The organism is Pseudocitrobacter vendiensis (genome assembly GCF_943590815.1).
GTDB lineage: Bacteria > Pseudomonadota > Gammaproteobacteria > Enterobacterales > Enterobacteriaceae > Pseudocitrobacter > Pseudocitrobacter vendiensis.
In genome coordinates this window covers 46,253-71,302 of sequence record NZ_CALSBS010000004.1, presented here as the reverse complement: position 1 = coordinate 71,302, position 25,050 = coordinate 46,253, and the positions used below count along the sequence as shown (strand labels likewise).

General features: G+C 54.2%; 22 protein-coding genes. 12 read left to right on the top strand and 10 right to left on the bottom strand.

All coding sequences use genetic code 11. The features are described from left to right. From ftsQ to mutT, 7 genes are all read left to right on the top strand, one after another. Window positions 1–834, top strand: a complete 834-nt coding sequence (ftsQ, locus tag NMC31_RS06455; RefSeq protein ID WP_149463109.1) for a cell division protein FtsQ — start codon at window positions 1–3, stop codon at window positions 832–834. Next, window positions 831–2,093 carry a cell division protein FtsA gene (gene ftsA / locus NMC31_RS06450; protein WP_015965917.1) on the top strand — a complete coding sequence of 421 codons (1,263 nt, stop codon included), beginning with the start codon at window positions 831–833 and terminating at the stop codon, window positions 2,091–2,093. Before ftsQ ends, ftsA begins: the two co-directional genes overlap by 4 nt. Window positions 2,094–2,208: 115 nt before the next feature. Next, complete coding sequence (gene ftsZ, locus NMC31_RS06445; RefSeq protein ID WP_015965916.1) at window positions 2,209–3,360, top strand: cell division protein FtsZ; 1,152 nt, start codon at window positions 2,209–2,211, stop codon at window positions 3,358–3,360. Between the two features lie 100 nt (window positions 3,361–3,460). Next, complete coding sequence (gene lpxC, locus NMC31_RS06440) at window positions 3,461–4,378, top strand: UDP-3-O-acyl-N-acetylglucosamine deacetylase (RefSeq protein ID WP_015965915.1); 918 nt, start codon at window positions 3,461–3,463, stop codon at window positions 4,376–4,378. 214 nt (window positions 4,379–4,592) lie between these two features. Next, window positions 4,593–5,105, top strand: a complete 513-nt coding sequence (gene secM, locus NMC31_RS06435) for a secA translation cis-regulator SecM (RefSeq protein ID WP_149463110.1) — start codon at window positions 4,593–4,595, stop codon at window positions 5,103–5,105. Between the two features lie 60 nt (window positions 5,106–5,165). Further along, window positions 5,166–7,871, top strand: a complete 2,706-nt coding sequence (gene secA / locus NMC31_RS06430; RefSeq protein ID WP_253897348.1) for a preprotein translocase subunit SecA — start codon at window positions 5,166–5,168, stop codon at window positions 7,869–7,871. 58 nt (window positions 7,872–7,929) lie between these two features. Continuing rightward, the gene (gene mutT, locus NMC31_RS06425; protein ID WP_253897347.1) at window positions 7,930–8,322 is read left to right on the top strand and encodes an 8-oxo-dGTP diphosphatase MutT; all 393 of its coding nucleotides are present in this window, start codon (window positions 7,930–7,932) and stop codon (window positions 8,320–8,322) included. A gap of 91 nt (window positions 8,323–8,413) precedes the next feature. On the opposite strand, the gene yacG is transcribed toward mutT, so the two are convergent. The 3 genes from yacG to coaE are packed head-to-tail and all read right to left on the bottom strand — an operon-like array spanning window position 8,414 to window position 9,981. Continuing rightward, window positions 8,414–8,608 carry a DNA gyrase inhibitor YacG gene (yacG, locus tag NMC31_RS06420; RefSeq protein ID WP_015965911.1) on the bottom strand — a complete coding sequence of 65 codons (195 nt, stop codon included), beginning with the start codon at window positions 8,606–8,608 and terminating at the stop codon, window positions 8,414–8,416. A gap of 9 nt (window positions 8,609–8,617) precedes the next feature. Continuing rightward, on the bottom strand, window positions 8,618–9,361 hold the full coding sequence (gene zapD / locus NMC31_RS06415) for a cell division protein ZapD (protein WP_149463113.1): 744 nt from the start codon (window positions 9,359–9,361) through the stop codon (window positions 8,618–8,620). Beyond that, window positions 9,361–9,981, bottom strand: a complete 621-nt coding sequence (gene coaE / locus NMC31_RS06410; protein ID WP_253897346.1) for a dephospho-CoA kinase — start codon at window positions 9,979–9,981, stop codon at window positions 9,361–9,363. Before coaE ends, zapD begins: the two co-directional genes overlap by 1 nt. A 228-nt stretch (window positions 9,982–10,209) precedes the next feature. Here coaE and NMC31_RS06405 point away from each other — a divergent pair, with 228 nt between their 5' ends. Further along, window positions 10,210–11,253 carry a GMP reductase gene (locus NMC31_RS06405; RefSeq protein WP_253897345.1) on the top strand — a complete coding sequence of 348 codons (1,044 nt, stop codon included), beginning with the start codon at window positions 10,210–10,212 and terminating at the stop codon, window positions 11,251–11,253. Window positions 11,254–11,284: 31 nt separating this feature from the next. Here the strand turns inward: NMC31_RS06405 and hofC are convergent, their stop codons facing one another. The 4 genes from hofC to nadC all read right to left on the bottom strand — a co-directional run bounded on the left by hofC (window position 11,285) and on the right by nadC (window position 15,408). Beyond that, window positions 11,285–12,487 carry a protein transport protein HofC gene (gene hofC / locus NMC31_RS06400; RefSeq protein ID WP_253897344.1) on the bottom strand — a complete coding sequence of 401 codons (1,203 nt, stop codon included), beginning with the start codon at window positions 12,485–12,487 and terminating at the stop codon, window positions 11,285–11,287. After that, window positions 12,477–13,862 carry a type II secretion system protein GspE gene (gene gspE / locus NMC31_RS06395; RefSeq protein WP_253897343.1) on the bottom strand — a complete coding sequence of 462 codons (1,386 nt, stop codon included), beginning with the start codon at window positions 13,860–13,862 and terminating at the stop codon, window positions 12,477–12,479. Before gspE ends, hofC begins: the two co-directional genes overlap by 11 nt. 13 nt (window positions 13,863–13,875) lie before the next feature. Next, window positions 13,876–14,313, bottom strand: a complete 438-nt coding sequence (gene ppdD / locus NMC31_RS06390; RefSeq protein ID WP_253897342.1) for a prepilin peptidase-dependent pilin — start codon at window positions 14,311–14,313, stop codon at window positions 13,876–13,878. Window positions 14,314–14,514: 201 nt separating this feature from the next. Beyond that, window positions 14,515–15,408, bottom strand: coding sequence for a carboxylating nicotinate-nucleotide diphosphorylase (gene nadC, locus NMC31_RS06385; protein WP_253897341.1), 894 nt, complete (start codon window positions 15,406–15,408; stop codon window positions 14,515–14,517). An 87-nt stretch (window positions 15,409–15,495) separates the two neighbouring features. Between nadC and ampD the strand changes: the two genes are divergently transcribed. Further along, window positions 15,496–16,059: a 1,6-anhydro-N-acetylmuramyl-L-alanine amidase AmpD gene (gene ampD / locus NMC31_RS06380; RefSeq protein WP_253897340.1), complete on the top strand. Its 564-nt coding sequence runs from the start codon at window positions 15,496–15,498 to the stop codon at window positions 16,057–16,059. Then, window positions 16,056–16,910 carry a beta-lactamase regulator AmpE gene (gene ampE, locus NMC31_RS06375; protein WP_149463125.1) on the top strand — a complete coding sequence of 285 codons (855 nt, stop codon included), beginning with the start codon at window positions 16,056–16,058 and terminating at the stop codon, window positions 16,908–16,910. Before ampD ends, ampE begins: the two co-directional genes overlap by 4 nt. 125 nt (window positions 16,911–17,035) lie before the next feature. Here ampE and NMC31_RS06370 read toward each other — a convergent pair whose 3' ends face one another. The 3 genes from NMC31_RS06370 to aroP form a co-directional block, all read right to left on the bottom strand. Beyond that, window positions 17,036–17,986, bottom strand: coding sequence for a glycoside hydrolase family 43 protein (locus NMC31_RS06370; protein ID WP_253897339.1), 951 nt, complete (start codon window positions 17,984–17,986; stop codon window positions 17,036–17,038). Then, the gene (locus tag NMC31_RS06365; protein WP_253897338.1) at window positions 17,986–19,392 is read right to left on the bottom strand and encodes a glycoside-pentoside-hexuronide (GPH):cation symporter; all 1,407 of its coding nucleotides are present in this window, start codon (window positions 19,390–19,392) and stop codon (window positions 17,986–17,988) included. Before NMC31_RS06365 ends, NMC31_RS06370 begins: the two co-directional genes overlap by 1 nt. A gap of 163 nt (window positions 19,393–19,555) precedes the next feature. Further along, the gene (gene aroP, locus NMC31_RS06360) at window positions 19,556–20,932 is read right to left on the bottom strand and encodes an aromatic amino acid transporter AroP (protein WP_253897337.1); all 1,377 of its coding nucleotides are present in this window, start codon (window positions 20,930–20,932) and stop codon (window positions 19,556–19,558) included. 526 nt (window positions 20,933–21,458) lie between these two features. Here aroP and pdhR point away from each other — a divergent pair. Continuing rightward, window positions 21,459–22,223, top strand: a complete 765-nt coding sequence (gene pdhR / locus NMC31_RS06355; RefSeq protein WP_015965898.1) for a pyruvate dehydrogenase complex transcriptional repressor PdhR — start codon at window positions 21,459–21,461, stop codon at window positions 22,221–22,223. A gap of 155 nt (window positions 22,224–22,378) precedes the next feature. Next, window positions 22,379–25,042, top strand: coding sequence for a pyruvate dehydrogenase (acetyl-transferring), homodimeric type (aceE, locus tag NMC31_RS06350; RefSeq protein ID WP_149463129.1), 2,664 nt, complete (start codon window positions 22,379–22,381; stop codon window positions 25,040–25,042). Window positions 25,043–25,050 lie beyond the last annotated feature (8 nt).

Sequence of the window (25,050 nt, the reverse complement as noted above, 5' to 3'; positions counted from 1 at the left end):
ATGTCGCAGGCTGCGCTGAATACGCGGAACCGTGAAGAAGAAGAGTACAATTCTTCGCGGCGCAATAATGGAACGCGTCTTGCAGGAATTGTCTTCCTGCTGGCGGTGTTGTTGACCGTGTTGATTAGCGGCTGGGTCGTGCTGGGCTGGATGGAAGATGCGCAGCGTTTGCCTATCTCGAAACTGGTGGTCACCGGCGAGCGGCACTATACGCGCAACGACGACATCCGCCAGTCTATTCTGGCGCTGGGATCGCCAGGAACCTTTATGACTCAGGACGTGAATATCGTTCAGGGGCAAATTGAACGCTTGCCGTGGATTAAACAGGCGAGCGTAAGAAAGCAGTGGCCAGACGAATTGAAGATTCATCTGGTTGAATATGTGCCGATTGCACGTTGGAATGATCAGCATATGGTGGATGCCGAAGGCAACTCCTTCAGCGTACCCGCCGATCGCGCCAACAAGCAGAGTTTGCCCATGTTGTACGGCCCTGAAGGCAGCGAAAGCGAAGTCTTGCAGGGATACCGCGACATGGGGGCCGTGCTGGCGAAAGGGAAGTTCACATTAAAAGTGGCGGCAATGACGGCGCGCCGTTCCTGGCAGTTGACGTTGGGCGATGGTATCAAGCTCAACCTGGGACGGGGTGACACCATGAAGCGGCTTGAGCGCTTTTTAGAACTGTATCCGGTTCTTCAGCAGCAGGCGCAAACAGAAGGTAATCGGATTAGCTACGTTGATTTGCGCTATGACTCAGGGGCGTCAGTAGGTTGGGAGCCTGCCCCTGTCGAAGAAACCAGTCAACAACAGAATCAGGCACAGGCAGAACAACAATGATCAAGGCGACGGACAGAAAACTGGTAGTTGGACTGGAGATTGGCACCGCGAAGGTCGCCGCTTTAGTAGGGGAAGTTCTGCCCGACGGCATGGTCAATATCATCGGCGTGGGCAGTTGCCCATCGCGAGGTATGGACAAAGGCGGGGTAAATGACCTCGAGTCGGTAGTGAAATGCGTACAGCGCGCTATCGACCAGGCTGAATTGATGGCGGATTGCCAGATCTCCTCTGTATATCTGGCGCTTTCCGGCAAACACATAAGCTGTCAAAATGAGATTGGCATGGTGCCTATCTCAGAAGAAGAAGTGACGCAGGAAGATGTCGAAAACGTGGTGCATACGGCGAAATCCGTTCGCGTCCGCGATGAGCACCGTGTTTTGCACGTTATTCCGCAGGAATACGCGATTGATTACCAGGAAGGCATCAAAAATCCGGTCGGCTTGTCTGGCGTGCGTATGCAGGCCAAGGTCCATCTGATTACCTGCCACAACGATATGGCGAAAAACATTGTTAAAGCCGTGGAACGTTGTGGCCTGAAAGTTGACCAACTGATATTTGCCGGTCTGGCTGCCAGTTATTCGGTCCTGACGGAAGATGAACGTGAGCTGGGTGTCTGCGTAGTGGATATCGGGGGTGGTACAATGGACATCGCCGTTTATACTGGCGGGGCGTTGCGTCACACCAAAGTCATCCCTTATGCGGGGAACGTGGTCACCAGCGATATCGCTTACGCCTTCGGTACGCCACCGAGCGATGCCGAAGCGATTAAAGTGCGCCATGGTTGTGCACTGGGCTCCATCGTGGGCAAAGATGAGAGCGTTGAAGTGCCGAGCGTGGGTGGGCGTCCGCCGCGCAGCCTGCAGCGCCAGACGTTGGCAGAAGTCATTGAGCCGCGCTATACCGAGTTGCTCAATCTGGTCAACGAAGAAATTTTGCAGTTACAGGAACAGCTTCGCCAGCAAGGGGTTAAGCACCATCTTGCGGCGGGGATTGTACTCACCGGTGGTGCGGCGCAAATTGAAGGCCTCGCGGCCTGCGCCCAGCGTGTGTTCCATACGCAGGTACGTATTGGCGCACCGCTGAATATCACCGGTTTGACGGATTACGCCCAGGAGCCGTATTACTCAACGGCAGTGGGCCTGCTGCACTACGGGAAAGAGTCCCACTTGAGTGGTGAAGCAGAGGTAGACAAGCGTGTGACCGCATCGGTTGGTTCATGGATTAAGCGATTGAACAGCTGGCTGCGAAAAGAGTTTTAATTTTTTTAAGAGAGCGCAGAAAATTAGCGCTTTCAGGCGACAGGCACATACACGATGTCTTTCAGGCTGTGGTAGAGCGGTCTGATTGAAAAAGTGTATAAAACGGAGAGAGACTATGTTTGAACCTATGGAACTGACCAACGACGCGGTGATTAAAGTCATCGGCGTCGGTGGCGGCGGCGGTAATGCCGTTGAGCACATGGTGCGCGAGCGCATCGAAGGTGTTGAATTTTTCGCAGTGAATACTGACGCTCAGGCGTTACGTAAAACTGCTGTTGGCCAGACTATCCAGATCGGTAGCGGTATTACCAAAGGTCTGGGTGCGGGTGCAAACCCGGAAGTGGGCCGTAACGCTGCTGATGAAGACCGCGAAGCACTGCGCGCTGCTTTAGATGGCGCAGACATGGTCTTTATCGCTGCAGGCATGGGTGGCGGCACCGGTACGGGTGCGGCGCCGGTTGTGGCTGAAGTGGCAAAAGATTTAGGTATTCTGACCGTTGCTGTCGTGACTAAGCCTTTCAACTTCGAAGGCAAAAAGCGTATGGCATTCGCGGAACAGGGTATCACTGAACTGTCCAAACACGTGGACTCCCTGATCACCATCCCGAACGACAAGCTGCTGAAAGTGCTGGGTCGCGGTATCTCTCTGCTCGACGCTTTCGGCGCGGCAAACGACGTACTGAAGGGCGCGGTTCAGGGTATCGCCGAGCTGATTACTCGCCCGGGCCTGATGAACGTCGACTTTGCTGACGTGCGTACTGTGATGTCAGAAATGGGCTATGCCATGATGGGCTCTGGCCTGGCAAGCGGTGAAGACCGTGCTGAAGAAGCGGCTGAAATGGCGATCTCTTCTCCGCTTCTGGAAGATATCGATCTGTCTGGCGCTCGTGGCGTGCTGGTCAACATCACCGCTGGCTTTGACCTGCGTCTGGATGAGTTCGAAACTGTGGGTAACACCATCCGTGCATTTGCCTCGGATAACGCGACCGTGGTTATCGGTACTTCTCTCGACCCGGATATGAACGACGAACTGCGCGTGACTGTTGTTGCAACCGGTATCGGTATGGACAAACGTCCGGAAATTACCCTGGTGACCAACAAGCAGACTCAGCAGCCGGTTATGGATCGCTACCAGCAGCACGGTATGACGCCGCTGACGCAGGAGCAGAAACCAGCCGCTAAAGTGGTTAACGACAATACGCCGCAGACCACCAAGGAACCAGATTACCTGGATATCCCGGCGTTTTTACGTAAGCAGGCTGATTAAGAATTAGCTCAAAGTTGGGAATCCCCGCTCTTTGTGCTAAACTGGCCGTCCGAATGTATAGTACACTTCGGTTGGATAGTTAATTTGGCGAGATTATACGATGATCAAACAAAGGACACTTAAACGTATCGTTCAGGCGACTGGCGTCGGTTTACACACCGGCAAGAAAGTCACACTGACCTTACGCCCTGCGCCGGCCAATACCGGGGTCATCTATCGTCGCACCGACTTGAATCCACCGGTAGATTTTCCGGCCGATGCCAAATCTGTGCGTGATACAATGCTCTGTACTTGTCTGGTGAACGAGCATGACGTGCGGATTTCGACCGTAGAGCACCTCAACGCCGCATTGGCGGGGCTGGGTATCGACAACATCGTTGTTGAAGTCGATGCGCCAGAAATCCCAATTATGGACGGCAGTGCTGCACCGTTCGTTTATCTGCTGCTGGATGCCGGCATTGATGAACTGAACTGTGCGAAGAAATTTGTTCGCATCAAAGAGACCGTACGTGTCGAAGATGGCGATAAATGGGCTGAATTCAAACCGTACAATGGTTTTTCGTTGGACTTTACCATCGACTTTAACCATCCGGCGATTGATGCCAGTACCCAGCGCTATGCAATGAACTTCTCTGCCGACGCATTTATGCGCCAGATTAGTCGTGCACGTACCTTCGGTTTCATGCGTGATATCGAATATCTGCAGTCCCGTGGCCTGTGCCTGGGCGGTAGCTTCGATTGTGCCATCGTTGTTGACGATTATCGCGTACTGAACGAAGACGGTCTGCGTTTTGAAGATGAATTCGTTCGTCACAAAATGCTGGATGCGATCGGTGACTTGTTCATGTGTGGTCACAACATTATTGGTGCATTTACCGCGTTTAAATCCGGTCATGCACTGAATAACAAACTTCTGCAGGCGGTCCTGGCAAAACAGGAAGCCTGGGAATATGTGACCTTCGAAGACGACGCCGAACTGCCGCTGGCGTTCAAAGCACCGACAATGGTTCTGGCATAAGCCTGACCATTTCATAAATTCGACTGGCAACCTGGCACTCTCTCCGGTCAGGGAACCAGTCGTTTTTTATTTCCCCTCGAAAATTCCTGTTTTTGTGCAAATGCTTTTTTCTTGCGCACTTTTCAGCGACGATCCCTTCATTGATGCTGTCGACGTCCAGCAATAATGGTAATATCTGTGCGCGAAAAATAATAATCTCTGGGGTAGACATTACGTGAGTGGGTTACTGACGCGTTGGCGACAGTTAGGTAGACGCTATTTCTGGCCGCATCTCCTGTTGGGGATGGTTGCTGCCAGTTTCGGCCTGCCTGCGCTCGCAAATAACGCCGAGCCTGCTTCGCCTGCCCGCGAGACGTCCAGTAACCATAACCCTGCCACGAAAGTCAATTTCACGCAGTTGGCCCTGCTGGAAGCGAATCGTCGCCCATCGTTTAGCGTGGATTACTGGCATCAGCATGCCATCCGCACGGTGATTCGCCACCTCTCGTTTGCCATGGCGCCACAAGCGCTGCCCGTTGCTGAAGCGACGGCCACCACGCCATTGCAGGCCGCCCAGCACCTTGCTTTGCTGGACACACTTAATGCGTTACTCACGGTTGAAAGCAAGCCGCCGGCCATTGTGCGCCAGGCAGCCGTTGTCCCGTCGGTCGCACCTTCCGTATTTAGCATCCCTGCGTGGGTGAGCCAGGTTCAGGGCATTCGCGCCGGGCCGCAGCGCCTCGTCTGAAAATAGTCGTCTTTCTTTTATTTTCCTGACTCCGCAAAGCGGGGCGTTTGAGATTTTATTATGCTAATCAATTTATTAACGAAAGTATTTGGTAGTCGTAACGACCGTACCCTGCGCCGTATGCGCAAAGCTGTTACCGTCATTAACGCGATGGAACCGGAGATGGAAAAACTCTCCGACGACGAGCTGAAAAGCAAAACCGCGGAGTTCCGCGCTCGCCTGGAAAAAGGCGCCAGCCTGGAAAGCCTGCTCCCGGAAGCGTTCGCGGTGGTCCGTGAGGCCAGCAAACGCGTCTTTGGCATGCGTCACTTCGACGTGCAGCTTCTCGGCGGTATGGTGCTTAACGATCGTTGCATCGCGGAAATGCGTACCGGTGAAGGTAAAACTCTGACCGCAACTCTGCCGGCGTATCTGAATGCGCTGACCGGAAAAGGCGTTCACGTCGTGACCGTCAACGACTATCTGGCGCAACGTGACGCCGAAAACAACCGTCCGCTGTTCGAATTCCTCGGCATGACCGTGGGGATCAACATGTCTGGCCTGCCGGCTCCGGCAAAACGCGAGGCATATGCGGCAGATATCACCTACGGCACCAACAACGAATACGGCTTTGACTACCTGCGTGACAACATGGCATTCAGCCCTGAAGAGCGCGTACAGCGTAAACTGCACTATGCGCTGGTGGATGAGGTCGACTCCATTCTTATCGATGAAGCCCGTACTCCGCTTATCATTTCCGGCCCGGCTGAAGACAGCTCGGAAATGTATAAGAAAATGAACAAAATTATTCCGCATCTGGTGCGTCAGGAGAAAGAAGACTCCGACACTTTCCAGGGCGAAGGCCACTTCTCTGTTGATGAGAAAGCACGTCAGGTCAACCTGACAGAACGCGGCCTGGTTCTGATTGAAGAGTTGCTGGTTAAAGAAGGCATCATGGAAGAAGGTGAGTCGCTGTATTCACCAGGCAACATCATGATGATGCACCACGTTACTGCTGCGCTGCGTGCGCACGTGCTGTTCACCCGCGACGTTGATTACATCGTGAAAGATGGCGAAGTCATCATCGTCGATGAACATACGGGCCGTACCATGCAGGGGCGCCGCTGGTCCGATGGTCTGCACCAGGCCGTGGAAGCCAAAGAAGGCGTGGAAATCCAGAACGAGAACCAGACGCTGGCTTCCATCACCTTCCAGAACTACTTCCGTCTGTACGAAAAACTGGCCGGTATGACTGGTACCGCAGACACCGAAGCCTTCGAATTCAGCTCCATCTACAAGCTTGATACCGTGGTAGTACCGACCAACCGTCCGATGATCCGTAAAGATATGCCGGACCTGGTCTACATGACTGAAGCGGAAAAAATTCAGGCTATCATTGGCGATATTAAAGAGCGTACTGCCAATGGCCAGCCGGTGCTGGTAGGTACTATCTCCATCGAGAAATCCGAAGTGGTTTCTAACGAGCTGGTAAAAGCGGGCATCAAGCATAACGTTCTGAACGCCAAATTCCACGCCAACGAAGCGGCGATTGTTGCACAGGCGGGTTATCCGGCAGCGGTAACCATCGCGACCAACATGGCCGGCCGTGGTACCGATATTATGCTTGGTGGTAGCTGGCAGGCAGAAGTTGCCGCGCTTGAAAACCCAACTGAAGAGCAAATTGCGCAGATCAAAGCTGACTGGCAGGTACGTCATGACGCAGTACTGGCGGCAGGCGGGCTGCATATCATCGGTACCGAACGACACGAATCTCGCCGTATCGATAACCAGCTGCGTGGCCGTTCTGGTCGTCAGGGTGATGCCGGTTCTTCCCGTTTCTACCTGTCGATGGAAGATGCGCTGATGCGTATTTTTGCCTCTGACCGCGTTTCCGGCATGATGCGTAAACTGGGTATGAAAGAAGGCGAAGCCATTGAACACCCATGGGTGACCAAAGCGATTGCCAACGCACAGCGTAAAGTGGAAAGCCGCAACTTCGATATTCGTAAGCAATTGCTGGAATACGATGACGTTGCCAACGACCAGCGTCGCGCTATTTACACCCAGCGTAACGAACTGCTGGATGTGAGCGACGTAAGCGAAACCATCAACAGCATTCGTGAAGATGTCTTTAAAGCGACCATTGATGCGCACATTCCGCCGCAGTCGCTGGAAGAGATGTGGGACGTGCCAGGGTTGCAGGAACGTCTGAAAAACGACTTCGACCTTGAACTGCCGATCTCCGAATGGCTGGACAAAGAGCCGGAACTGCATGAAGAAACTCTGCGCGAGCGTATTCTGCAGAGCGCAATTGAAGTCTACCAGCGTAAAGAAGAAGTGGTTGGTGCTGAGATGATGCGCCACTTCGAAAAAGGCGTGATGCTGCAAACCCTCGACTCCCTGTGGAAAGAACACCTGGCGGCGATGGACTACCTGCGTCAGGGTATCCATCTGCGTGGCTATGCGCAGAAGGATCCGAAGCAGGAGTACAAACGCGAATCCTTCTCTATGTTCGCGGCGATGCTGGAATCACTGAAATATGAAGTGATCAGCACCCTGAGCAAAGTACAGGTTCGCATGCCGGAAGAAGTGGAAGAGATGGAACAGCAGCGTCGTGAAGAGGCCGAGCGCCTTGCACAGATGCAGCAGCTTAGCCATCAGGACGAAAATACTGCTGCCGCGCAGGAACTGGCAGCGCAAACGGGCGAACGTAAAATCGGCCGTAACGATCCGTGCCCATGTGGTTCCGGTAAAAAATACAAACAGTGCCATGGCCGTCTGAGCTAAGGTCTGATAAAAGAGCAAAAGGCGCAGATCTCTGCGCCTTTTTTTTGGATGAGACATTATGAAAATACTGCAAATCGCCGTCGGCATTATTCGCAACGACGCGGGGGAGATTTACATTACCCAACGCGCCGCTGATGCCCACATGGCAAATAAATGGGAATTTCCGGGCGGTAAAATCGAAGCGGGTGAAACAGCTGAAGAGGCGATGATCCGCGAGCTTGAGGAAGAAGTTGGCATTACCGCCAGTGAGCCGCAGCTTTTTGATAAGCTGGAGTATGAATTTCCCGATCGCCATATCACGCTGTGGTTCTGGCTGGTGGAAAGCTGGCAGGGTGAGCCGTGGGGAAAAGAGGGGCAACCGGGACGATGGGTGGCGCAGAATGCGCTGATTGCCGATGAATTTCCCCCGGCGAATGCACCGGTTATCGAAAAATTAGTGCAAAACCTGTAGGCCTGATAAGCGAAGCGCATCAGGCATTGTGCGCGTTAAGTGTCGGATGCGGCGCAAGCGCCTTATCCGACCTACAGTTAAGTGCGCAGAATTACTGCGGGGTTTCACTCCAGTCGTCGCTATCGGATAAATCTCCCGCGCTCGGAATACGCTTCTCTTCTGCCGCCCATTCACCTAAATCAATCAACTGGCAGCGTTTAGAGCAAAACGGACGGTACGGGCTTTGTTCGCCCCAGACGACCGGCTTCTGGCAGGTGGGGCAGTTCACGATAGTTTCTTCAGACATAGTGTCTCCTTAGCAACAAGCCAGTTCGAAATCCAGACGTTCAGGAATGACGCCATTCTCGCTGTCCAGCGGCACAAAGCGGATGGCAAAGCGGCTTTTATGCCCGGAAATTTGCGGGTAAAGCTGCGAGGAGAGATCCAGCTGTAAGCGCAGCAGATCGGCATCTTCGCCGTTATCCTGGTAGAAACCGTTCAGGCTGGTCTGCTTGCGGAAAGGCGCGGAGTTACGAATCAAATCGAGGATCAGATCCAGCGCCTGATTCAGCGGCTCGAGGCTGGCAAGCCAGATTTCTACCTGCGCATCGCGCTGCTGTTGTGGCGCATGCAACCACATATGCAGCGTCGGCAGATCGAAACTGCAACAGCCGCCGGGAATACTTAAACGCTGACGCACAAGGGCAATCAGGCGATCTTCGCGCAGAAACTGACCGATGCGTGGCGCGGCCATCAGAATGCTGCCGCTGTTTTTCAGTTGCTGACGCACCGCGTCAATGCGACCCTGGTCAACGCCCGGCACTTCATTCCAGGCCTGCAATTTACGTTGTTGCCGTTCCAGCTCTTTGAGCATCTCAGTGCGAACATCGCCACGTTCAAACACATCGAGTAAATCCCCTAAATTACGAAAAAAGTGTAATGCGCTGGCGTGATCCGTGATGGGCAGCTGAGTGCGAAGCTGCTGGTTGAGAAATTCAATACGCAGCCAGGTACGCATTTTTTCGTTCAGGGGGTGCTCAAAAAGGATGTGGGTGTGCATTAAGGTTTTTCCTGTGATACAGCCTGCGCCGCGAGTTCAAGATAGCGTGCGTGAAGGCGGGCAACATCCGAAGTAATCGCTTCTGGTGTGCCGTTGTTATCAATGACGTCATCAGCCACCGCAAGCCGCTGTTCGCGCGTCGCCTGGGCGGCAAGTATGTGCTCAGCATGCTCTCGCGACACGCGGTCGCGCTGCATGGTACGAAGAATTTGCGTATCGCGTGTAACATCCACCACCAGCACGCGATCGGCGCGAGAGGCGAGATTGTTTTCCACCAGCAGGGGGACCACCCACAGAACGTACGGCGAAGTGGCCTGCCGCATTTGTTGCTGGGTTTCGCGCTGAATAAGCGGGTGAAGCAAGGCGTTAAGCCAGGCTTTTTCATCAGGGTTTGCGAAAATGCGTTCGCGTAACACGCGGCGATTAAGAGCGCCATCCGGCGTCAGGGTTTGAGGGCCAAAGTGTTCCACAATAGCATGTAAAGCCGGGGTTCCCGGTTCGACAACCTGACGGGCGAGGATATCGGCATCAATAACGTTAATTCCCAGGTGAGAAAATGCATCAGCGACGGTACTTTTGCCACTGCCAATGCCACCCGTTAACGCTACGGTATATGCCATTCCTGTGAATCCTGATAAGAATTGATTAGATAAATCAATTGGTTAAAAACAAAACACTTCAGCGCCTGTTTGCGTGCGCTCATGTTCACCGAACTAATGGTAAATTTATAGGATTGTAGCGTAAAAAAAGTGAAAATCGCAGTCTTGCGAAGCCCTGATTAGTGCGTATGATAACGTTACTGGAGTTGTGCTCTTATAATTAATGCCATTAACCCCAGGAATCCGCACATGCGTATCGAAGAAGATCTGAAGTTAGGTTTCAAAGACGTTCTTATCCGCCCTAAACGCTCTACTCTTAAAAGCCGTTCCGATGTTGAACTGGAACGCGAATTCACCTTTAAACATTCTGGCCAACGCTGGTCCGGTGTGCCGGTTATCGCCGCGAATATGGATTCCGTGGGGACCTTCGCAATGGCAAAAGCGCTGGCGTCTTTCGATATTCTGACAGCAGTGCATAAACACTATACCGTTGAAGACTGGAAAGTTTTCGCTCAGAACGAATCTGAAGAGGTTCTGAAACACGTGATGGTGTCGACTGGTACCTCTGACGCCGATTTCGAGAAAACCAAACAGATTCTGGCGCTGCACCCGATGCTGAACTTCGTGTGCATCGACGTCGCAAACGGCTACTCTGAGCACTTCGTTCAGTTCGTGGCGAAAGCACGTCAGGCCTGGCCGACCAAAACTATCTGCGCGGGTAACGTGGTAACCGGCGAGATGTGCGAAGAGCTGATTCTTTCCGGTGCGGATATCGTAAAAGTGGGCATTGGCCCGGGTTCCGTTTGCACCACGCGTGTAAAAACCGGTGTCGGTTATCCGCAGCTTTCCGCTGTGATTGAGTGTGCTGATGCCGCGCACGGCCTGGGCGGTCAAATCGTCAGCGATGGCGGTTGTACGGTTCCTGGCGATGTGGCGAAAGCCTTTGGCGGCGGCGCAGACTTCGTGATGCTCGGTGGCATGCTGGCAGGCCACGAAGAGAGCGGCGGCACTGTGGTTGAAGAGAACGGTGAAAAATTCATGCTCTTCTACGGCATGAGCTCTGAATCTGCGATGAATCGTCACGTTGGCGGCGTTGCTCAGTATCGCGCAGCAGAAGGGAAAACCGTTAAGCTGCCGCTGCGTGGCCCGGTAGATAACACCGCGCGCGACATCCTTGGCGGCCTGCGTTCAGCGTGCACCTACGTCGGTGCTTCTCGCCTGAAAGAACTGACCAAACGCACCACCTTTATCCGCGTGCAGGAACAAGAGAACCGCGTGTTCAACAGCCTGTAATGTTTCGCGCTGGCGCTTCCTGCGCCAGCGCTTATCCCGCTCCGCTAATTGCATCCCCCAAATGAAATATCGGCAGATACATCGCGACAACCAGCGTGCCGATGATGACGCCTGTCACCACCAGTAACATGGGTTCCAGCAGTGATGTCAGATTTTCCGCCAACTGGTGCGTCTTCTCACTGTGGTAGCCCGCCAGATTTTGCAGCATCTGGTCCAGCGCGCCGGACGCTTCCCCGGTTCGTACCAGTTGAATACACAGCGGCGTGAAAACCTGGCCATTTTCCATCGCCTGCCAGATGGGGCTTCCCTGCGAAATGTCATGATGAAGCCTGCTAATGACTTCCCGCCAGAACGGCTGAGCGAAGGTTTCCTCGACGGTTTCCAGCCCCTGCAGGAAGGCGATGCCTGCGCTTTGCGTCAGTGAAAGCACGGTAAAAATGTGGCTCAGCATTTGCCCGCGAACAAGAGTGCCCATCACCGGCAGTGACAGTGCTACCCGAGCCTGAAGCCGCTGCCAGCGCGGATTTTTTTTCAGCAATATTCCGGGAAGAACAGGTAGCGTCAGGAACAGCGCAATCAGCCCGTAATGCAATTTCACGGCATCCGCCATGTTCATCACGACCTGCGTGAGCAGGGGCAGCGGCGTATTAAAGGTGCGGTAAATTGCCGTGAATTCGGGCAGCACAAAACCCAGCATTGCCACTACCACCGCGATAGCCAGCAGCAAAATGATGCACGGATAGCGCAGCGCTTTTTTCACTTTCTGCATCATAGCCTGCTGCGCTTTTTGCTGTTGTGCCAGTGCGCGGCAGCAGATATCCAGCTTGCCCGTTACCTCCCCGGTGCGAATCATCGCCAGATAGAGCGGCGGAAAGGCTTCCGGCCACTGTCGCAACGAGTCGGAAAGCGAAACGCCTTCCGCCAGCCGTTGAGAGAGCGTGGCGAGCAGCGCCTGCCACTGTGGAACAGGATGCTGGCTAGCAAGCATCTCCAGCCCATCCGAGAGCGTGAGCCCGGCATGCAGCAGTGTCGCCAACTGTTCGATAATTTCGCAGCGCCAGTTTGAATGCCAGTAGGCGGCCCTGACGGTACAGCAGCGTAGCGACAGGGCGGTGATGCCCTGCTGCTGCAAGGACATCAGCGCTTCCGGACGATTAAGTGCCCATAGCGTGCCGTGCCGTTCTTCGGCGTGAAGCGTCAGGCCGCGCCAGCGCCAGAGTTGATTAGTCGCCATGCGCAAGCCCCATCACGCGCAGTAACTCTTCCTGCGTGGTAAGCCCGCGTTCCACGGCCATACAGCCGTTCTCAAACAGGGTAGTCATTCCCGCCAGACGCGCTTTCTGCACCAGTTCTACGGTCCCGCGACCGGCGGCAATGGCGTGGCGGAGATCGTTGTTAAGTGGCAGGATCTCGAAGATCGCCGCCCGACCAAGATAACCGTGATAGCAATGCTGGCAACCTGCTGCCAGCCAGTGTGGCAATGCACGGGGCCAGAGCGATTGTGGCAGTGGCGCTTCCATGCCGTTTTTCTCCCGGCAGTGCGGGCACAGCTTACGCACCAGCCGCTGGGCGACGACAAGCTGGAGCGCCGATGAGATCATCCAGCGCGCCACGCCCATTTGTTCCAGGCGCACCAGCGTTTCAACGGTTGAGTTGGTGTGCAGCGTAGAGAGCACCAGGTGTCCGGTTTGCGCGGCTTTGATGGCAATTTCTGCTGTTTCGCCATCGCGAATCTCACCAACCATCACAATATCCGGGTCCTGCCGCAGCAGGGCGCGCAGAACGCTCTGAAACGTCAGTCCGGCGCGCGGGTTGATTTGCGTTTGATTCAGCCCTTCGATGGGAATTTCAATCGGGTCTTCCACGCTGCAAATATTAACGTCGCTGTGATTACGGCGTTGCAGGGCGCTATACAGCGTTACGGTTTTACCGCTGCCCGTCGGCCCGGTCACAAGGATCAGCCCCTGAGGTTGATTGAGCGCATCGCCAAACAGCGCCAGTTGATCGTCGTTCATGCCGAGTTGAGTGATATCCAGCGCCTGCTCAACGTTGTGCAACAGGCGCAGAACCACCTTTTCACCGTAACGACACGGCAGCGTCGCGATACGAAAAGAGACGGACTGGCCGGCGATCTCCACGGTAAATTGACCATCCTGCGGTATGCGACGTTCGGCAATATCGAGATTACCCAGTACCTTTAAACGTGCGGTGAGCGTTGCCGCCAGCGAAAGCGGTAGCGTAGAAAAAACATGGAGTACGCCGTCTACGCGTAGCCTGAGACGCAGGTGATGCGCATCGGGTTCAAAATGGATATCTGATGCCCGCTGTAGCAACGCCTGCTCCAGCGAGCGGTTCAGCAGATCAACCGCGCTGCGAGAGTCGTCATTGGCGGCGGGTTGGCAGGCGGTTGCCGTGAGCTGTAGATGTTTATCCATCCTCTCCTGGCTCCAGCACTCGATATCAACGCGTTTTTGTGTTGCAAAACGCAGCGCATCCATCAGTTCATCCGACGGCGCGCCGACAACGGCGATGCTTAACACGCTCTGATCGTTGCCAAGCAACAGGGCGTGATGTTTTTTGCACAGTGCAAGTAGCTGTTCCTGATTCATCACGGCCTCCGGGTTACTGCGCATCGAAGCGGAAGACATCTTCACAGGCTTGTTGCAGGGCGCTGTCGCTCTGGATATCGCAAACGCGCGTCCAGCCGGTCACGCCGTTGGCGTTATCCCAGCCCGGCGTCATGGTGACCGACAGGCCGTTCAAACTCTCCTGGCCGGTGAGCACGACCACACCTTTGGCGATATTCATGCCAGAGACATAACGCGTGGTGGTGGGCGAGGGAATGCCGTTGCTGCCGCCATCGCAGCTGTTCAGCCCGCCGTGGTCGAGGGCGCACAATTCAATGGCCGTTCGATAGGGGACGAAGGTTTGCAACATGTCGGTGAGCGCGGCTTTGCGCAAGTAGTTTTGATACGCCGGGATTCCAATGGCGCTTAAGATGGCGATGATGCCGATTACGACCATCAACTCGATAAGGGTAAATCCTTTTTGTTTTTCCATAATGCACTCCTGGTTGAGATGGCGGGAGTGTGTCAGGGGCGTAAAGCGGGCGCGAGAGGCAAAAAGAGATTCAGGAAAGCGCGTTCCAGAGAGTTTTTCTGCGTTACAGAAGACAACATTGAAAATGGAAGCGGGTACGGAAAATTGCCGGATGGTATGGGCTGATTCGGCCTGCAGAAAGTGCAGGCCGGATTGCGGGAATTAGCGGAAACGCATGGAGAGATCTAACGCGCGCACGTGTTTGGTCAGCGCGCCGACGGAGATGTAATCCACGCCGGTTTCGGCAAATTCGCGAATAGTGTCAAAGGTCACATTACCGGAGACTTCCAGCCGTGCCTGGCCTTTGGTGATGGCGACGGCTTTGCGCATCAGGTCAGTGTCAAAGTTATCAAGCATGATGATGTCGGCCCCGGCTTTTAGCGCGTCTTCCAGCTCTTCCAGATTTTCCACTTCCACTTCCACCGGCACATCCGGATGCAGCCAGAAGGCTTTTTCCACCGCCTGGCGCACGGAGCCGGAGGCGATGATGTGGTTTTCTTTAATCAGGAACGCATCGGAAAGGCCGAGACGGTGATTCGCACCGCCGCCGCACAGCACGGCATATTTCAGGGCGGTACGCAGGCCGGGAAGCGTTTTGCGGGTATCAAGCAACTGCGTTTTGGTGCCTTCCAGCAGGTCAACATAGCGACGAACCTCACTTGCCACGCCTGAGAGGGTTTGCACAAAATTCAGCGCGGTACGTTCGCCGGTCAGCAGAACGCGGGAAGGCCCATCGATTTCAAACAGCGTCTGGTCGGCTTTCAGCAGGTCGCCATCTTCCACGTGCCAGGTCAGCTTAACATCGTCGCCCGCAAGTTGAATAAAGACCTCTTCAACCCAGCGTTTACCACAGAACACGCCGTCTTCGCGGGTGATAACCACCGCATGGGAACGGGTTTCAGCGGGTAAAAGTTGTGCGGTAATGTCGTTATCAGCATTCACTTCTCCGCCCAGATCTTCACGGAGTGCCTGTGCCACGGCGTTGGGAATGTCGAGATTGATACGTTCCAGAAGCGCGTCACGTCGGTGGTCTGGGTTGTAGCGGCGAGGCGGCATGATAAAACTCCAAATTGGTAACGATTCGAAAGGTTTAAACATGCTACTCTGAACCGAGAATCAGCACCACACATAAGGAGATCCAGCATGTTGTTAGATGAGGGATGGCTGGTGGGCGCGCGTCATGTACCGTCGCCACACTTTGACTGCCGCCCGGACGATGAAACCCCGTCATTGCTGGTTGTTCATAATATCAGTTTACCCCCAGGCGAATTTGGCGGCCCATGGATAGATGCGCTGTTTACCGGCACGCTCGACCCGAACGCCCATCCTTTTTTCGCTGAGATTTCTCATCTGCGCGTTTCTGCCCATTGTCTGATTCGCCGCGATGGGGAAATTGTGCAGTATGTTCCTTTCGATAAGCGTGCCTGGCACGCGGGCGTCTCTGAATATCAGGGCCGCGAGCGCTGCAATGATTTTTCGATTGGCGTTGAGCTGGAAGGCACCGATACGCTGGCCTACACCGATGCACAGTATCAGCAACTGGCGGCACTAACCCGATTGTTGATAACGATTTATCCGGCTATCGCCGATAATATGACAGGACACTGTGATATCGCGCCCGTGCGCAAAACCGATCCGGGCCCGGCGTTTGACTGGTCTCGCTTTCGCGCACTGGTCACCCCTTCGTCAGATAAGGAGATGACATGACGCTGTTTACCACGTTGCTGGTGCTGATTGCCGAGCGTTTGTTTAAGCTGGGCGAGCACTGGCAACTCGACCACCGTCTGGAAGTACTCTTCCGACGTATCAAACGCTTTTCCTTTGCTGCCACACTGCTGATGACGGCAGTGTCTATGGGAGTGGTATTTTTGATTCAGCGCGCGCTCGACGGGTTGCTGTTTAACGTGCCGCTGCTGGTGTTCTGGATTTTACTCGGCTTGCTGTGTATTGGGGCAGGGCGCGTGCGGCTGCACTATCACGCTTACCTGAAGGCGGCATCGCTTAATGATAGCCACGCGCGTGATGCGATGGCCTGCGAGCTGACGATGATTCACGGCGTGCCATCGGGATGCGATGAGCGCGAGTTTCTGCGCGAGCTGCAAAATGCGCTGCTGTGGATTAACTACCGTTTTTATCTCGCGCCGCTGTTCTGGTTTGTGGTCGGCGGCCCGTGGGGGCCGGTGATGCTGATGGGGTATTCTTTCCTGCGCGCGTGGCAGTCCTGGCTGGCGCGTTATCAGACGCCGCATCACCGTTTACAGTCTGGCATTGATGCCATTTTGCATATTGTGGACTGGCTTCCGGTGCGGCTGGTGGGTGTGGTTTATGCGCTGCTTGGCCATGGTGAGAAAGCGCTACCCGCGTGGTTTGCTTCGCTGGGCGATCGCCATACTTCCCAGTACCAGGTCCTGACGCAGCTGGCGCAGTATTCGCTGGCGCGCGAGCCACACGTTGACCGCGTTGAGACGCCAAAAGCGGCGGTATCGATGGCGAAGAAAACCTCGTTTGTGGTGGTGGTGATTATGGCGCTGCTGACCATTTATGGGACGCTGGTGTAAGCGTTTTGCCGGATGGTGCGGGTATTGCCGGATGCGCTGACGCTTATCCGGCCTACGGGGCTCGGGTATGGCCTGATTGGCGTGTCTTGTAGGCCCGGTAAGCGCTAGCGTCACCGGGCACCAGCTCAAATCGTATCCACTGGCGGCACGCCGAAATCCGGCATGCCATCTTCCTGCCAGCGCACCAGTTTCAACCGCGTATGGCGATTCGGGTCGTATAACGGGTCGCCTTCAATCTCCGTGTAATTCCTCGCGTGATACACCAGCACATCTTCCCCTTCCGGCGTTTGGGTAAAGCTGTTGTGCCCCGGCCCGTACTGGCGGTTTTTATAGCTGGTGGTGAACACCGGTTGCGGTGATTTATGCCAGTTTTCCGGCTTTGTCATGTCGGCATTCAGATCAATCCACAGCAGGCCCATGCAGTAATTTTCATCGGTGGCGCTGGCGGAGTAGCTGATAAAGAGTTTATCGCCATGCACCAGTACCGCAGGCCCTTCATTGACCAGAAAGCCCCGGCACTCCCAGTCAAACTCTGGTTTGCTGAGCATCACCGGCTCGCCTTTTAGCGTCCACGGATTTTCCAGTTCCGCCAGATAGATATTGGAGTTCCCGGCAATATCTGGCGATTTTTGCGCCCACAGATACCACTGTTTTCCCTGATGATAAAACGTCGTGGCATCCAGACAGAAAGTATCGAACGGCGTTTTCACCTGGCCACGTTCAGTCCATTCTCCGCTGAGTGGATCCGCATCGTCGCAGGTCAGTGCATACATCCGGTGCTGGAACATACCGAGAGAGTCCAGCGCCTGCGTTGATGCGGCGGCGAAGTAAATCACCCATTGACCTTTTATGTGATGCAGTTCTGGCGCCCAGATAAGTTCGCACATCGGTCCGCTTGCGGGTTTACGCCAGACCACAACCGCATCCGCGCTGGGCAGCCCTTCAAGCGTGCTGGCGCGGCGGATCTCCAGCCGGTCATATTCCGGCACTGAGGCGATAAAGTAGTACTCTCCCTGATGATGCAAAATGAAGGGATCGGCGCGCTGTTCAATAAAGGGATTGGGCCAGTTTTTCATTATGCTTTCCTTACGTCTCCGGATGTTTTCAACTCATGATATTCGTTCAGTTCACGATAGTTCGTACGACGCTTTTCTAAATCGGACTGGATCTGCTTCATCAGTTCACGGTCCACCTTCAGCATCCGCACGATCCCGGCGGTAATCAGATACCCGACGCCTGGAATGACAGTAAACAGCAGCATGATACCGTTGAGGGTGGTTTCGCTTTGCTGCTTCGCGCCGGCATCGTAGCCATACCAGGAGAGCAGGAAGCCCACCATTGCGCCTGCAATCGCCAGCCCGACCTTGAGGAAGAAGAGGTTGCCGGAGAAGCTAATCCCGGTGATACGTTTGCCGGTTTTCCACTCGCCGTAGTCATCGACGTCCGCCATCAGCGACCAGTGCAGCGGGGAGGGGATTTGATGCAGGATGTTGAGCAAGAAGTAGAGCACGACAATCATGACCGTGGCGCGCGGGTCGAAGAAATAGAAGGCGATAGAGAAAATCGCCAGCGCGATGTTCGTCCAGAAGAAGACCTTGAGCTTACACCAGCGGTCGGTCAGGACTTTTGCCAGCATACTGCCGAACATCATGCCGACCACGCCGAGGCTGATAAACAATGTGGCGAAATGCGTGCTCTGGCCCATCACCCAGGTGACGTAATACATGGTCGCCGCCATACGGATAAAGCCCGGGCAGACGTTGCACAGCGTCAGCAGCAGGATGCGCACCCACTGGTCGTTTTTCCACACATCTTTCAAGTCTTGCTTCAGTTCATCATTGGTCTGCACTGCGGGCTTCACGCGCTCACGTACGCTTGCGAAGCAGAACAGGAACATACACATACCGATAAACGCCAGCACGGTCATCGCCATTTGGTAGCCTTTGGCTTTATCGCCACCGCCAAACCAGTCGACCATGGGTAACAGGCTCAATGAGAGCAGCAAGGTGGCGATACCTACCAGCACGAAGCGATAAGATTGACAGGCGACGCGCTCTTTGGGGTCATTGGTGATGACGCTACCCAGGGAGCAATAGGGAATGTTGATGGCGGTGTAGGTAATCGACAGCAGGAAGTAGGTAACAAACGCATAGATAACTTTGCTGCTGTAGGCCCAGTCCGGGGTAGTAAACATTAGCACGCTGAAGAGCGCGTAAGGGAACGCTATCCACAGTAACCATGGACGAAATCGCCCATATTTACTGCGGGTACGGTCGGCCAGCGCGCCCATGATGGGATCGGTGACAGCGTCAATCACGCGTACCGAAAGCAGCAGCACGCCGACCAACGCCGGGGCGAGGCCAAAAATATCGGTATAAAAGTAGTTAACGAACAGCATGATAGCGCCGAAGATGATGTTGCATCCGGCGTCTCCCATGCCATAACCAATTTTCTCTCTGACTGATAACTTATTGTTATTCATTGCCGAAACTCCCTCTGACGGTATGGAGAGAATTATTGGCTGGCGGCCCGCGAAATGCGTTGCAGTATAACGGTGAGGATATGGACTAATTAGCTGAGCAGAGGAAAGTGTGAAGCGGGTAACAGAGTCGGCCCCTTCCAGAGGGAAGGGGCCAGAGGAGAGATTAATTCGCCTTCACAGCCGTTTTCGCACCCTTCTGTTTAAGCATGTAGCCAACACCCAGAATGCAGATCCACACCGGGATCAGATACACGGAGATCGCCATCCCCGGCGTCATCAGCATAATAACCAGCACCGCCGCCATAAACAGCAGGCAGACCCAGTTACCGAGCGGGTAGAGCAGTGCAGGGAAGCGCGGCGTAACGCCCTGTTGCTGTTTCGCTTTGCGGAATTTCATGTGCGCAAGGCTAATCATCGCCCAGTTAATCACCAGCGCAGAAACCACCAGCGCCATCAGCAGGCCGAACGCGGATTCTGGGGCCAGGTAGTTGATCAGCACGCACAGCGCGGTCACCACAGCGGAAACCAGAATCGTGTTGACCGGTACGCCACGTTTATCGACGGAGAGCAGCGCTTTGGGCGCATTTCCCTGCTGGGCCAGGCCGAACAACATGCGGCTGTTACAGTAGACGCAACTGTTATAAACGGAGAGCGCTGCGGTCAGTACCACCACGTTCAGCGCGTTAGCCACCAGCGTATCGCCCAGTTCGTGGAAGATCAGAACAAACGGGCTGACATCAGCGGTGACGCGCGTCCACGGCAGCAGAGAAAGCAGAACGGCCAGCGAACCCACATAGAAAATCAGAATACGGTAAATCACCTGGTTGGTGGCTTTCGGAATGCTCTGCTCCGGGTTGTCGGCTTCTGCGGCGGTGATCCCCACAAGCTCTAGCCCGCCGAAAGAGAACATGATGATAGCCATCATCATCACCAGTCCTTGCATGCCGTGTGGCAGGAAGCCGCCCTGTTCCCACAGGTTGCGAACTGTCGCCTGCGGGCCGGCATTACCACTGAACAGCAACCAGCCGCCAAACAGGATCATGCCCACAACTGCGACCACTTTAATGATGGCGAACCAGAACTCCATTTCCCCAAACACTTTTACGTTGGTGAGGTTAATGGCGTTAATCAGAATAAAGAAGGCCGCTGCGGAAGCCCAGGTCGGAATTTCCGGGTACCAGAACTGGATGTATTTGCCGACTGCGGTGAGTTCCGCCATGGCAACCAGCACGTACAGCACCCAATAGTTCCAGCCTGATGCGAAGCCGGCGAAGCTGCCCCAGTATTTATAGGCGAAGTGGCTGAATGACCCGGCTACCGGCTCTTCCACGACCATTTCACCGAGCTGGCGCATGATCAGGAAGGCAATAAAGCCTGCAATGGCATAACCCAGAATAATGCCCGGACCGGCTGACTGGATAACGGAGGCACTGCCGAGAAACAGGCCGGTACCGATAGCTCCACCCAGCGCAATCAGCTGGATGTGGCGGTTTTTGAGGCCGCGCTTCAGCTGGTCGCTGTGCTGTTGACCTTCCATCATGAAACCTCGTGTGTGGTTGTTATTTGTACGTTTGTAATCAGGGGATTCCGTTCCCTGTATTTATATGTTTACGAAAGAGGGCGAATAAAAATGAGAGGAACTCTTTCGTCCTGGGAAGAATAGTGGTAAGCGCGCAGAAATGCACCTGCTTTATGAATGGTTGATGACGGATCGAATAAAAAGAAACCAGTTGTAAGTGTAGCGGTCAGCCCCAGAAGTGGGTAAGCATGTACATTTTGCCAGCAATAAATGCATAACTATTCATTAACTGGCAAAGTGAAACGCTTCAGTTTGCGTAATTTTCGTATATTTTTCGTTAATTGTACTTCTAACGTGGTAAAGACATTTTTTGTGCAAGGTTACAATTCTGAAACATCATTTCTGTAATGTTGTTAAAAAGTGCGTGGTTTACTGATTTCAATCAAAACCTGTATGGACAGAAGGTGAATACTTTGTTACTTTAGCGCTACGAACTTGAAATTGGTAAGACCAATTGACTCCGGGCTAATGGCAGGTACAGGGAACTATGGCCTACAGCAAAATCCGCCAACCAAAACTTTCTGATGTGATTGAGCAGCAGTTGGAGTTTTTGATTCTTGAGGGGACATTACGCCCCGGCGAAAAACTTCCACCTGAACGCGAACTGGCAAAACAGTTCGACGTATCCCGTCCCTCGCTGCGTGAGGCGATTCAACGTCTCGAAGCGAAAGGGTTACTGCTTCGTCGCCAGGGCGGCGGGACTTTTGTCCAAAGCAGCTTGTGGCAGAGCTTCAGCGATCCGCTGGTAGAACTTCTGTCCGACCACCCTGAATCCCAGTTTGATCTGCTTGAAACCCGTCACGCGCTTGAAGGTATCGCGGCGTATTACGCGGCACTGCGCAGCACTGATGAAGACCGCGAACGTATTCGCGAGCTGCATCAGGCCATCGAACGGGCTCAACAATCGGGCGACCTTGACGCAGAGTCGAGCGCCGTCGTCCAGTATCAAATCGCCGTGACCGAAGCCGCCCACAATGTGGTGTTGCTCCATTTGCTAAGGTGTATGGAGCCGATGTTGGCACAAAACGTTCGGCAGAACTTCGAGTTGCTGTATGCCCGTCGGGAGATGCTCCCGCAGGTGAGCAACCATCGCACCCGGATTTTCGAGGCGATTGTCGCCGGTGAACCGGAGCAGGCGCGTGAAGCGTCGCACCGTCACCTGGCCTTTATTGAAGAAATTTTGCTGGACAGGAGCCGTGAACAGAGCCGTCGTGAACGCTCGTTACGTCGCCTGCAACAGCGCAAGGATTGAGTTTTTTCTGGCAGCGGTTTTACCAGAAAGATGAGAAAAGCGCCTTAAGGCGCACGGCAACTAAACACAGAACCTGTCTTATTGTGTTTTCCCGTGAAAGCACAATGGGACAGGTTCCAGATAAATCAACGTACTAGATAGATAAGGAAAACCCCATGTCAGAACGTTTCCCAAATGACGTGGATCCGATCGAAACTCGCGACTGGTTACAGGCGATCGAATCGGTTATCCGTGAAGAAGGTGTTGAGCGCGCTCAGTATCTGATCGACCAGGTGCTGTCTGAAGCCCGTAAAGGCGGCGTTCAGGTAGCGGCTGGTGCAGGTGCTAGCGGTTATGTAAACACTATTGCCGTTGAAGACGAACCGGAATACCCGGGCGATCTGGATCTGGAACGTCGTATTCGCTCTGCTATCCGCTGGAACGCGATCATGACCGTTCTGCGTGCATCCAAGAAAGATCTGGAACTGGGCGGCCATATGGCATCCTTCCAGTCTTCCGCAACCTTCTACGAAGTGTGTTTCAACCACTTCTTCCGTGCTCGCAACGAGCAGGATGGCGGCGATCTGGTTTACTTCCAGGGCCACATCTCTCCGGGCGTTTACGCACGTGCATTCCTTGAAGGCCGTCTGACCGAAGAACAGATGAACAACTTCCGTCAGGAAGTTCACGGTAAAGGTCTTTCTTCTTACCCGCACCCGAAACTGATGCCGGAATTCTGGCAGTTCCCGACCGTATCAATGGGTCTGGGCCCAATCGGTGCTATCTACCAGGCTAAATTCCTGAAATATCTGGAACACCGTGGCCTGAAAGATACCTCTAAACAGACCGTTTACGCGTTCCTCGGCGACGGCGAGATGGACGAACCAGAATCCAAAGGTGCGATCACCATCGCCACCCGTGAAAAACTGGATAACCTGGTCTTCGTTATCAACTGTAACCTGCAGCGTCTTGATGGCCCGGTCACCGGTAACGGCAAGATCATTAACGAACTGGAAGGCATCTTCGGTGGTGCTGGCTGGAACGTTATCAAGGTTATCTGGGGGAGTCGTTGGGATGAGCTGCTGCGTAAAGATACCAGCGGTAAACTGATCCAACTGATGGAAGAAACCGTCGACGGCGATTACCAGACCTTCAAATCCAAAGATGGCGCTTACGTCCGTGAGCACTTCTTCGGTAAATATCCGGAAACCGCGGCCCTGGTTGCAGACTGGACTGATGAGCAGATCTGGGCACTGAACCGTGGTGGTCACGATCCGAAGAAAGTTTACGCTGCACTGAAAAAAGCGCAGGAAACCAAAGGCAAAGCGACTGTTATCCTGGCCCATACCATTAAAGGTTACGGCATGGGTGATACCGCTGAAGGTAAAAACATCGCTCACCAGGTTAAGAAAATGAACATGGACGGCGTGCGCTATATCCGCGACCGCTTCAATGTTCCTGTAACCGACGAGCAGGTGGAAAACCTCTCTTACCTGACCTTCCCGGAAGGTTCTCCGGAGCATACTTATCTGCACGCTCAGCGTCAGAAACTGCACGGTTATCTGCCGAGCCGCCAGACCCACTTCACTGAGAAGCTGGAAATGCCGACTCTGGAAGATTTCGCACCGCTGCTGGAAGAGCAGAATAAAGAGATCTCTACGACTATCGCTTTCGTTCGTGCCCTGAACGTGATGCTGAAGAACAAGTCGATCAAAGATCGTCTGGTTCCAATCATCGCCGATGAAGCGCGTACTTTCGGTATGGAAGGTCTGTTCCGTCAGATTGGTATCTACAGCCCGAACGGTCAGCAGTACACCCCGCAGGACCGTGAGCAGGTTGCTTACTACAAAGAAGACGAGAAAGGTCAGATTCTGCAGGAAGGCATCAACGAACTGGGTGCCGGCGCATCCTGGCTGGCTGCTGCGACCTCTTACAGCACCAACAACCTGCCGATGATCCCGTTCTACATCTACTACTCCATGTTCGGGTTCCAGCGTATCGGCGACCTGTGCTGGCAGGCAGGCGACCAGCAGGCACGCGGGTTCCTGATTGGTGGTACTTCTGGTCGTACGACGCTGAACGGCGAAGGTCTGCAGCACGAAGATGGTCACAGCCATATTCAGTCTCTGACTATCCCGAACTGTATCTCTTACGATCCGTCTTACGCGTACGAAGTTGCGGTCATCATGCATGATGGTCTGGAGCGTATGTACGGTGAGAAACAAGAGAACGTTTACTACTACATCACCACCCTGAACGAAAACTACCATATGCCGGCCATGCCGGAAGGTGCTGAGGAAGGTATCCGTAAAGGTATCTACAAACTCGAAACCATTGAAGGTAGCAAAGGTAAAGTTCAGCTGCTGGGCTCCGGCTCTATCCTGCGTCACGTCCGTGAAGCAGCACAGATCCTGGCGAAAGATTACGGCGTAGGTTCTGACGTTTATAGCGTAACGTCCTTCACTGAACTGGCGCGTGATGGTCAGGATTGTGAGCGCTGGAACATGCTGCACCCGATGGAAACCCCGCGCGTTCCGTACATCGCTCAGGTGATGAACGACGCTCCGGCAGTGGCTTCCACCGACTATATGAAACTGTTCGCCGAGCAGGTCCGTACTTATGTACCGGCTGATGACTACCGCGTACTGGGTACTGATGGCTTCGGTCGTTCCGACAGCCGTGAAAACCTGCGTCACCACTTCGAAGTTGATGCTTCCTACGTGGTTGTAGCGGCGCTGGGCGAACTGGCTAAACGTGGCGAAATCGATAAGAAAGTGGTTGCTGACGCAATTACCAAATTCAACATCGATGCAGAAAAAGTTAACCCGCGTCTGGCGTAAGAGGTAAA

Coding starts and splice junctions, on each gene's coding strand:
- ampE (WP_149463125.1), top strand. CDS start 16,056: ATGACGCTGTTTACCACGTTGCTGGTGCTGATTGCCGAGCGTTTGTTT.
- aceE (WP_149463129.1), top strand. CDS start 22,379: ATGTCAGAACGTTTCCCAAATGACGTGGATCCGATCGAAACTCGCGAC.
- NMC31_RS06405 (WP_253897345.1), top strand. CDS start 10,210: ATGCGTATCGAAGAAGATCTGAAGTTAGGTTTCAAAGACGTTCTTATC.
- nadC (WP_253897341.1), bottom strand. CDS start 15,408: ATGCCGCCTCGCCGCTACAACCCAGACCACCGACGTGACGCGCTTCTG.
- pdhR (WP_015965898.1), top strand. CDS start 21,459: ATGGCCTACAGCAAAATCCGCCAACCAAAACTTTCTGATGTGATTGAG.
- NMC31_RS06365 (WP_253897338.1), bottom strand. CDS start 19,392: ATGAATAACAATAAGTTATCAGTCAGAGAGAAAATTGGTTATGGCATG.
- ftsQ (WP_149463109.1), top strand. CDS start 1: ATGTCGCAGGCTGCGCTGAATACGCGGAACCGTGAAGAAGAAGAGTAC.
- coaE (WP_253897346.1), bottom strand. CDS start 9,981: ATGGCATATACCGTAGCGTTAACGGGTGGCATTGGCAGTGGCAAAAGT.
- ppdD (WP_253897342.1), bottom strand. CDS start 14,313: ATGGAAAAACAAAAAGGATTTACCCTTATCGAGTTGATGGTCGTAATC.
- hofC (WP_253897344.1), bottom strand. CDS start 12,487: ATGGCGACTAATCAACTCTGGCGCTGGCGCGGCCTGACGCTTCACGCC.
- lpxC (WP_015965915.1), top strand. CDS start 3,461: ATGATCAAACAAAGGACACTTAAACGTATCGTTCAGGCGACTGGCGTC.
- NMC31_RS06370 (WP_253897339.1), bottom strand. CDS start 17,986: ATGAAAAACTGGCCCAATCCCTTTATTGAACAGCGCGCCGATCCCTTC.
- gspE (WP_253897343.1), bottom strand. CDS start 13,862: ATGAATCAGGAACAGCTACTTGCACTGTGCAAAAAACATCACGCCCTG.
- ftsZ (WP_015965916.1), top strand. CDS start 2,209: ATGTTTGAACCTATGGAACTGACCAACGACGCGGTGATTAAAGTCATC.
- ampD (WP_253897340.1), top strand. CDS start 15,496: ATGTTGTTAGATGAGGGATGGCTGGTGGGCGCGCGTCATGTACCGTCG.
- ftsA (WP_015965917.1), top strand. CDS start 831: ATGATCAAGGCGACGGACAGAAAACTGGTAGTTGGACTGGAGATTGGC.
- mutT (WP_253897347.1), top strand. CDS start 7,930: ATGAAAATACTGCAAATCGCCGTCGGCATTATTCGCAACGACGCGGGG.
- zapD (WP_149463113.1), bottom strand. CDS start 9,361: ATGCACACCCACATCCTTTTTGAGCACCCCCTGAACGAAAAAATGCGT.
- secA (WP_253897348.1), top strand. CDS start 5,166: ATGCTAATCAATTTATTAACGAAAGTATTTGGTAGTCGTAACGACCGT.
- aroP (WP_253897337.1), bottom strand. CDS start 20,932: ATGATGGAAGGTCAACAGCACAGCGACCAGCTGAAGCGCGGCCTCAAA.
- yacG (WP_015965911.1), bottom strand. CDS start 8,608: ATGTCTGAAGAAACTATCGTGAACTGCCCCACCTGCCAGAAGCCGGTC.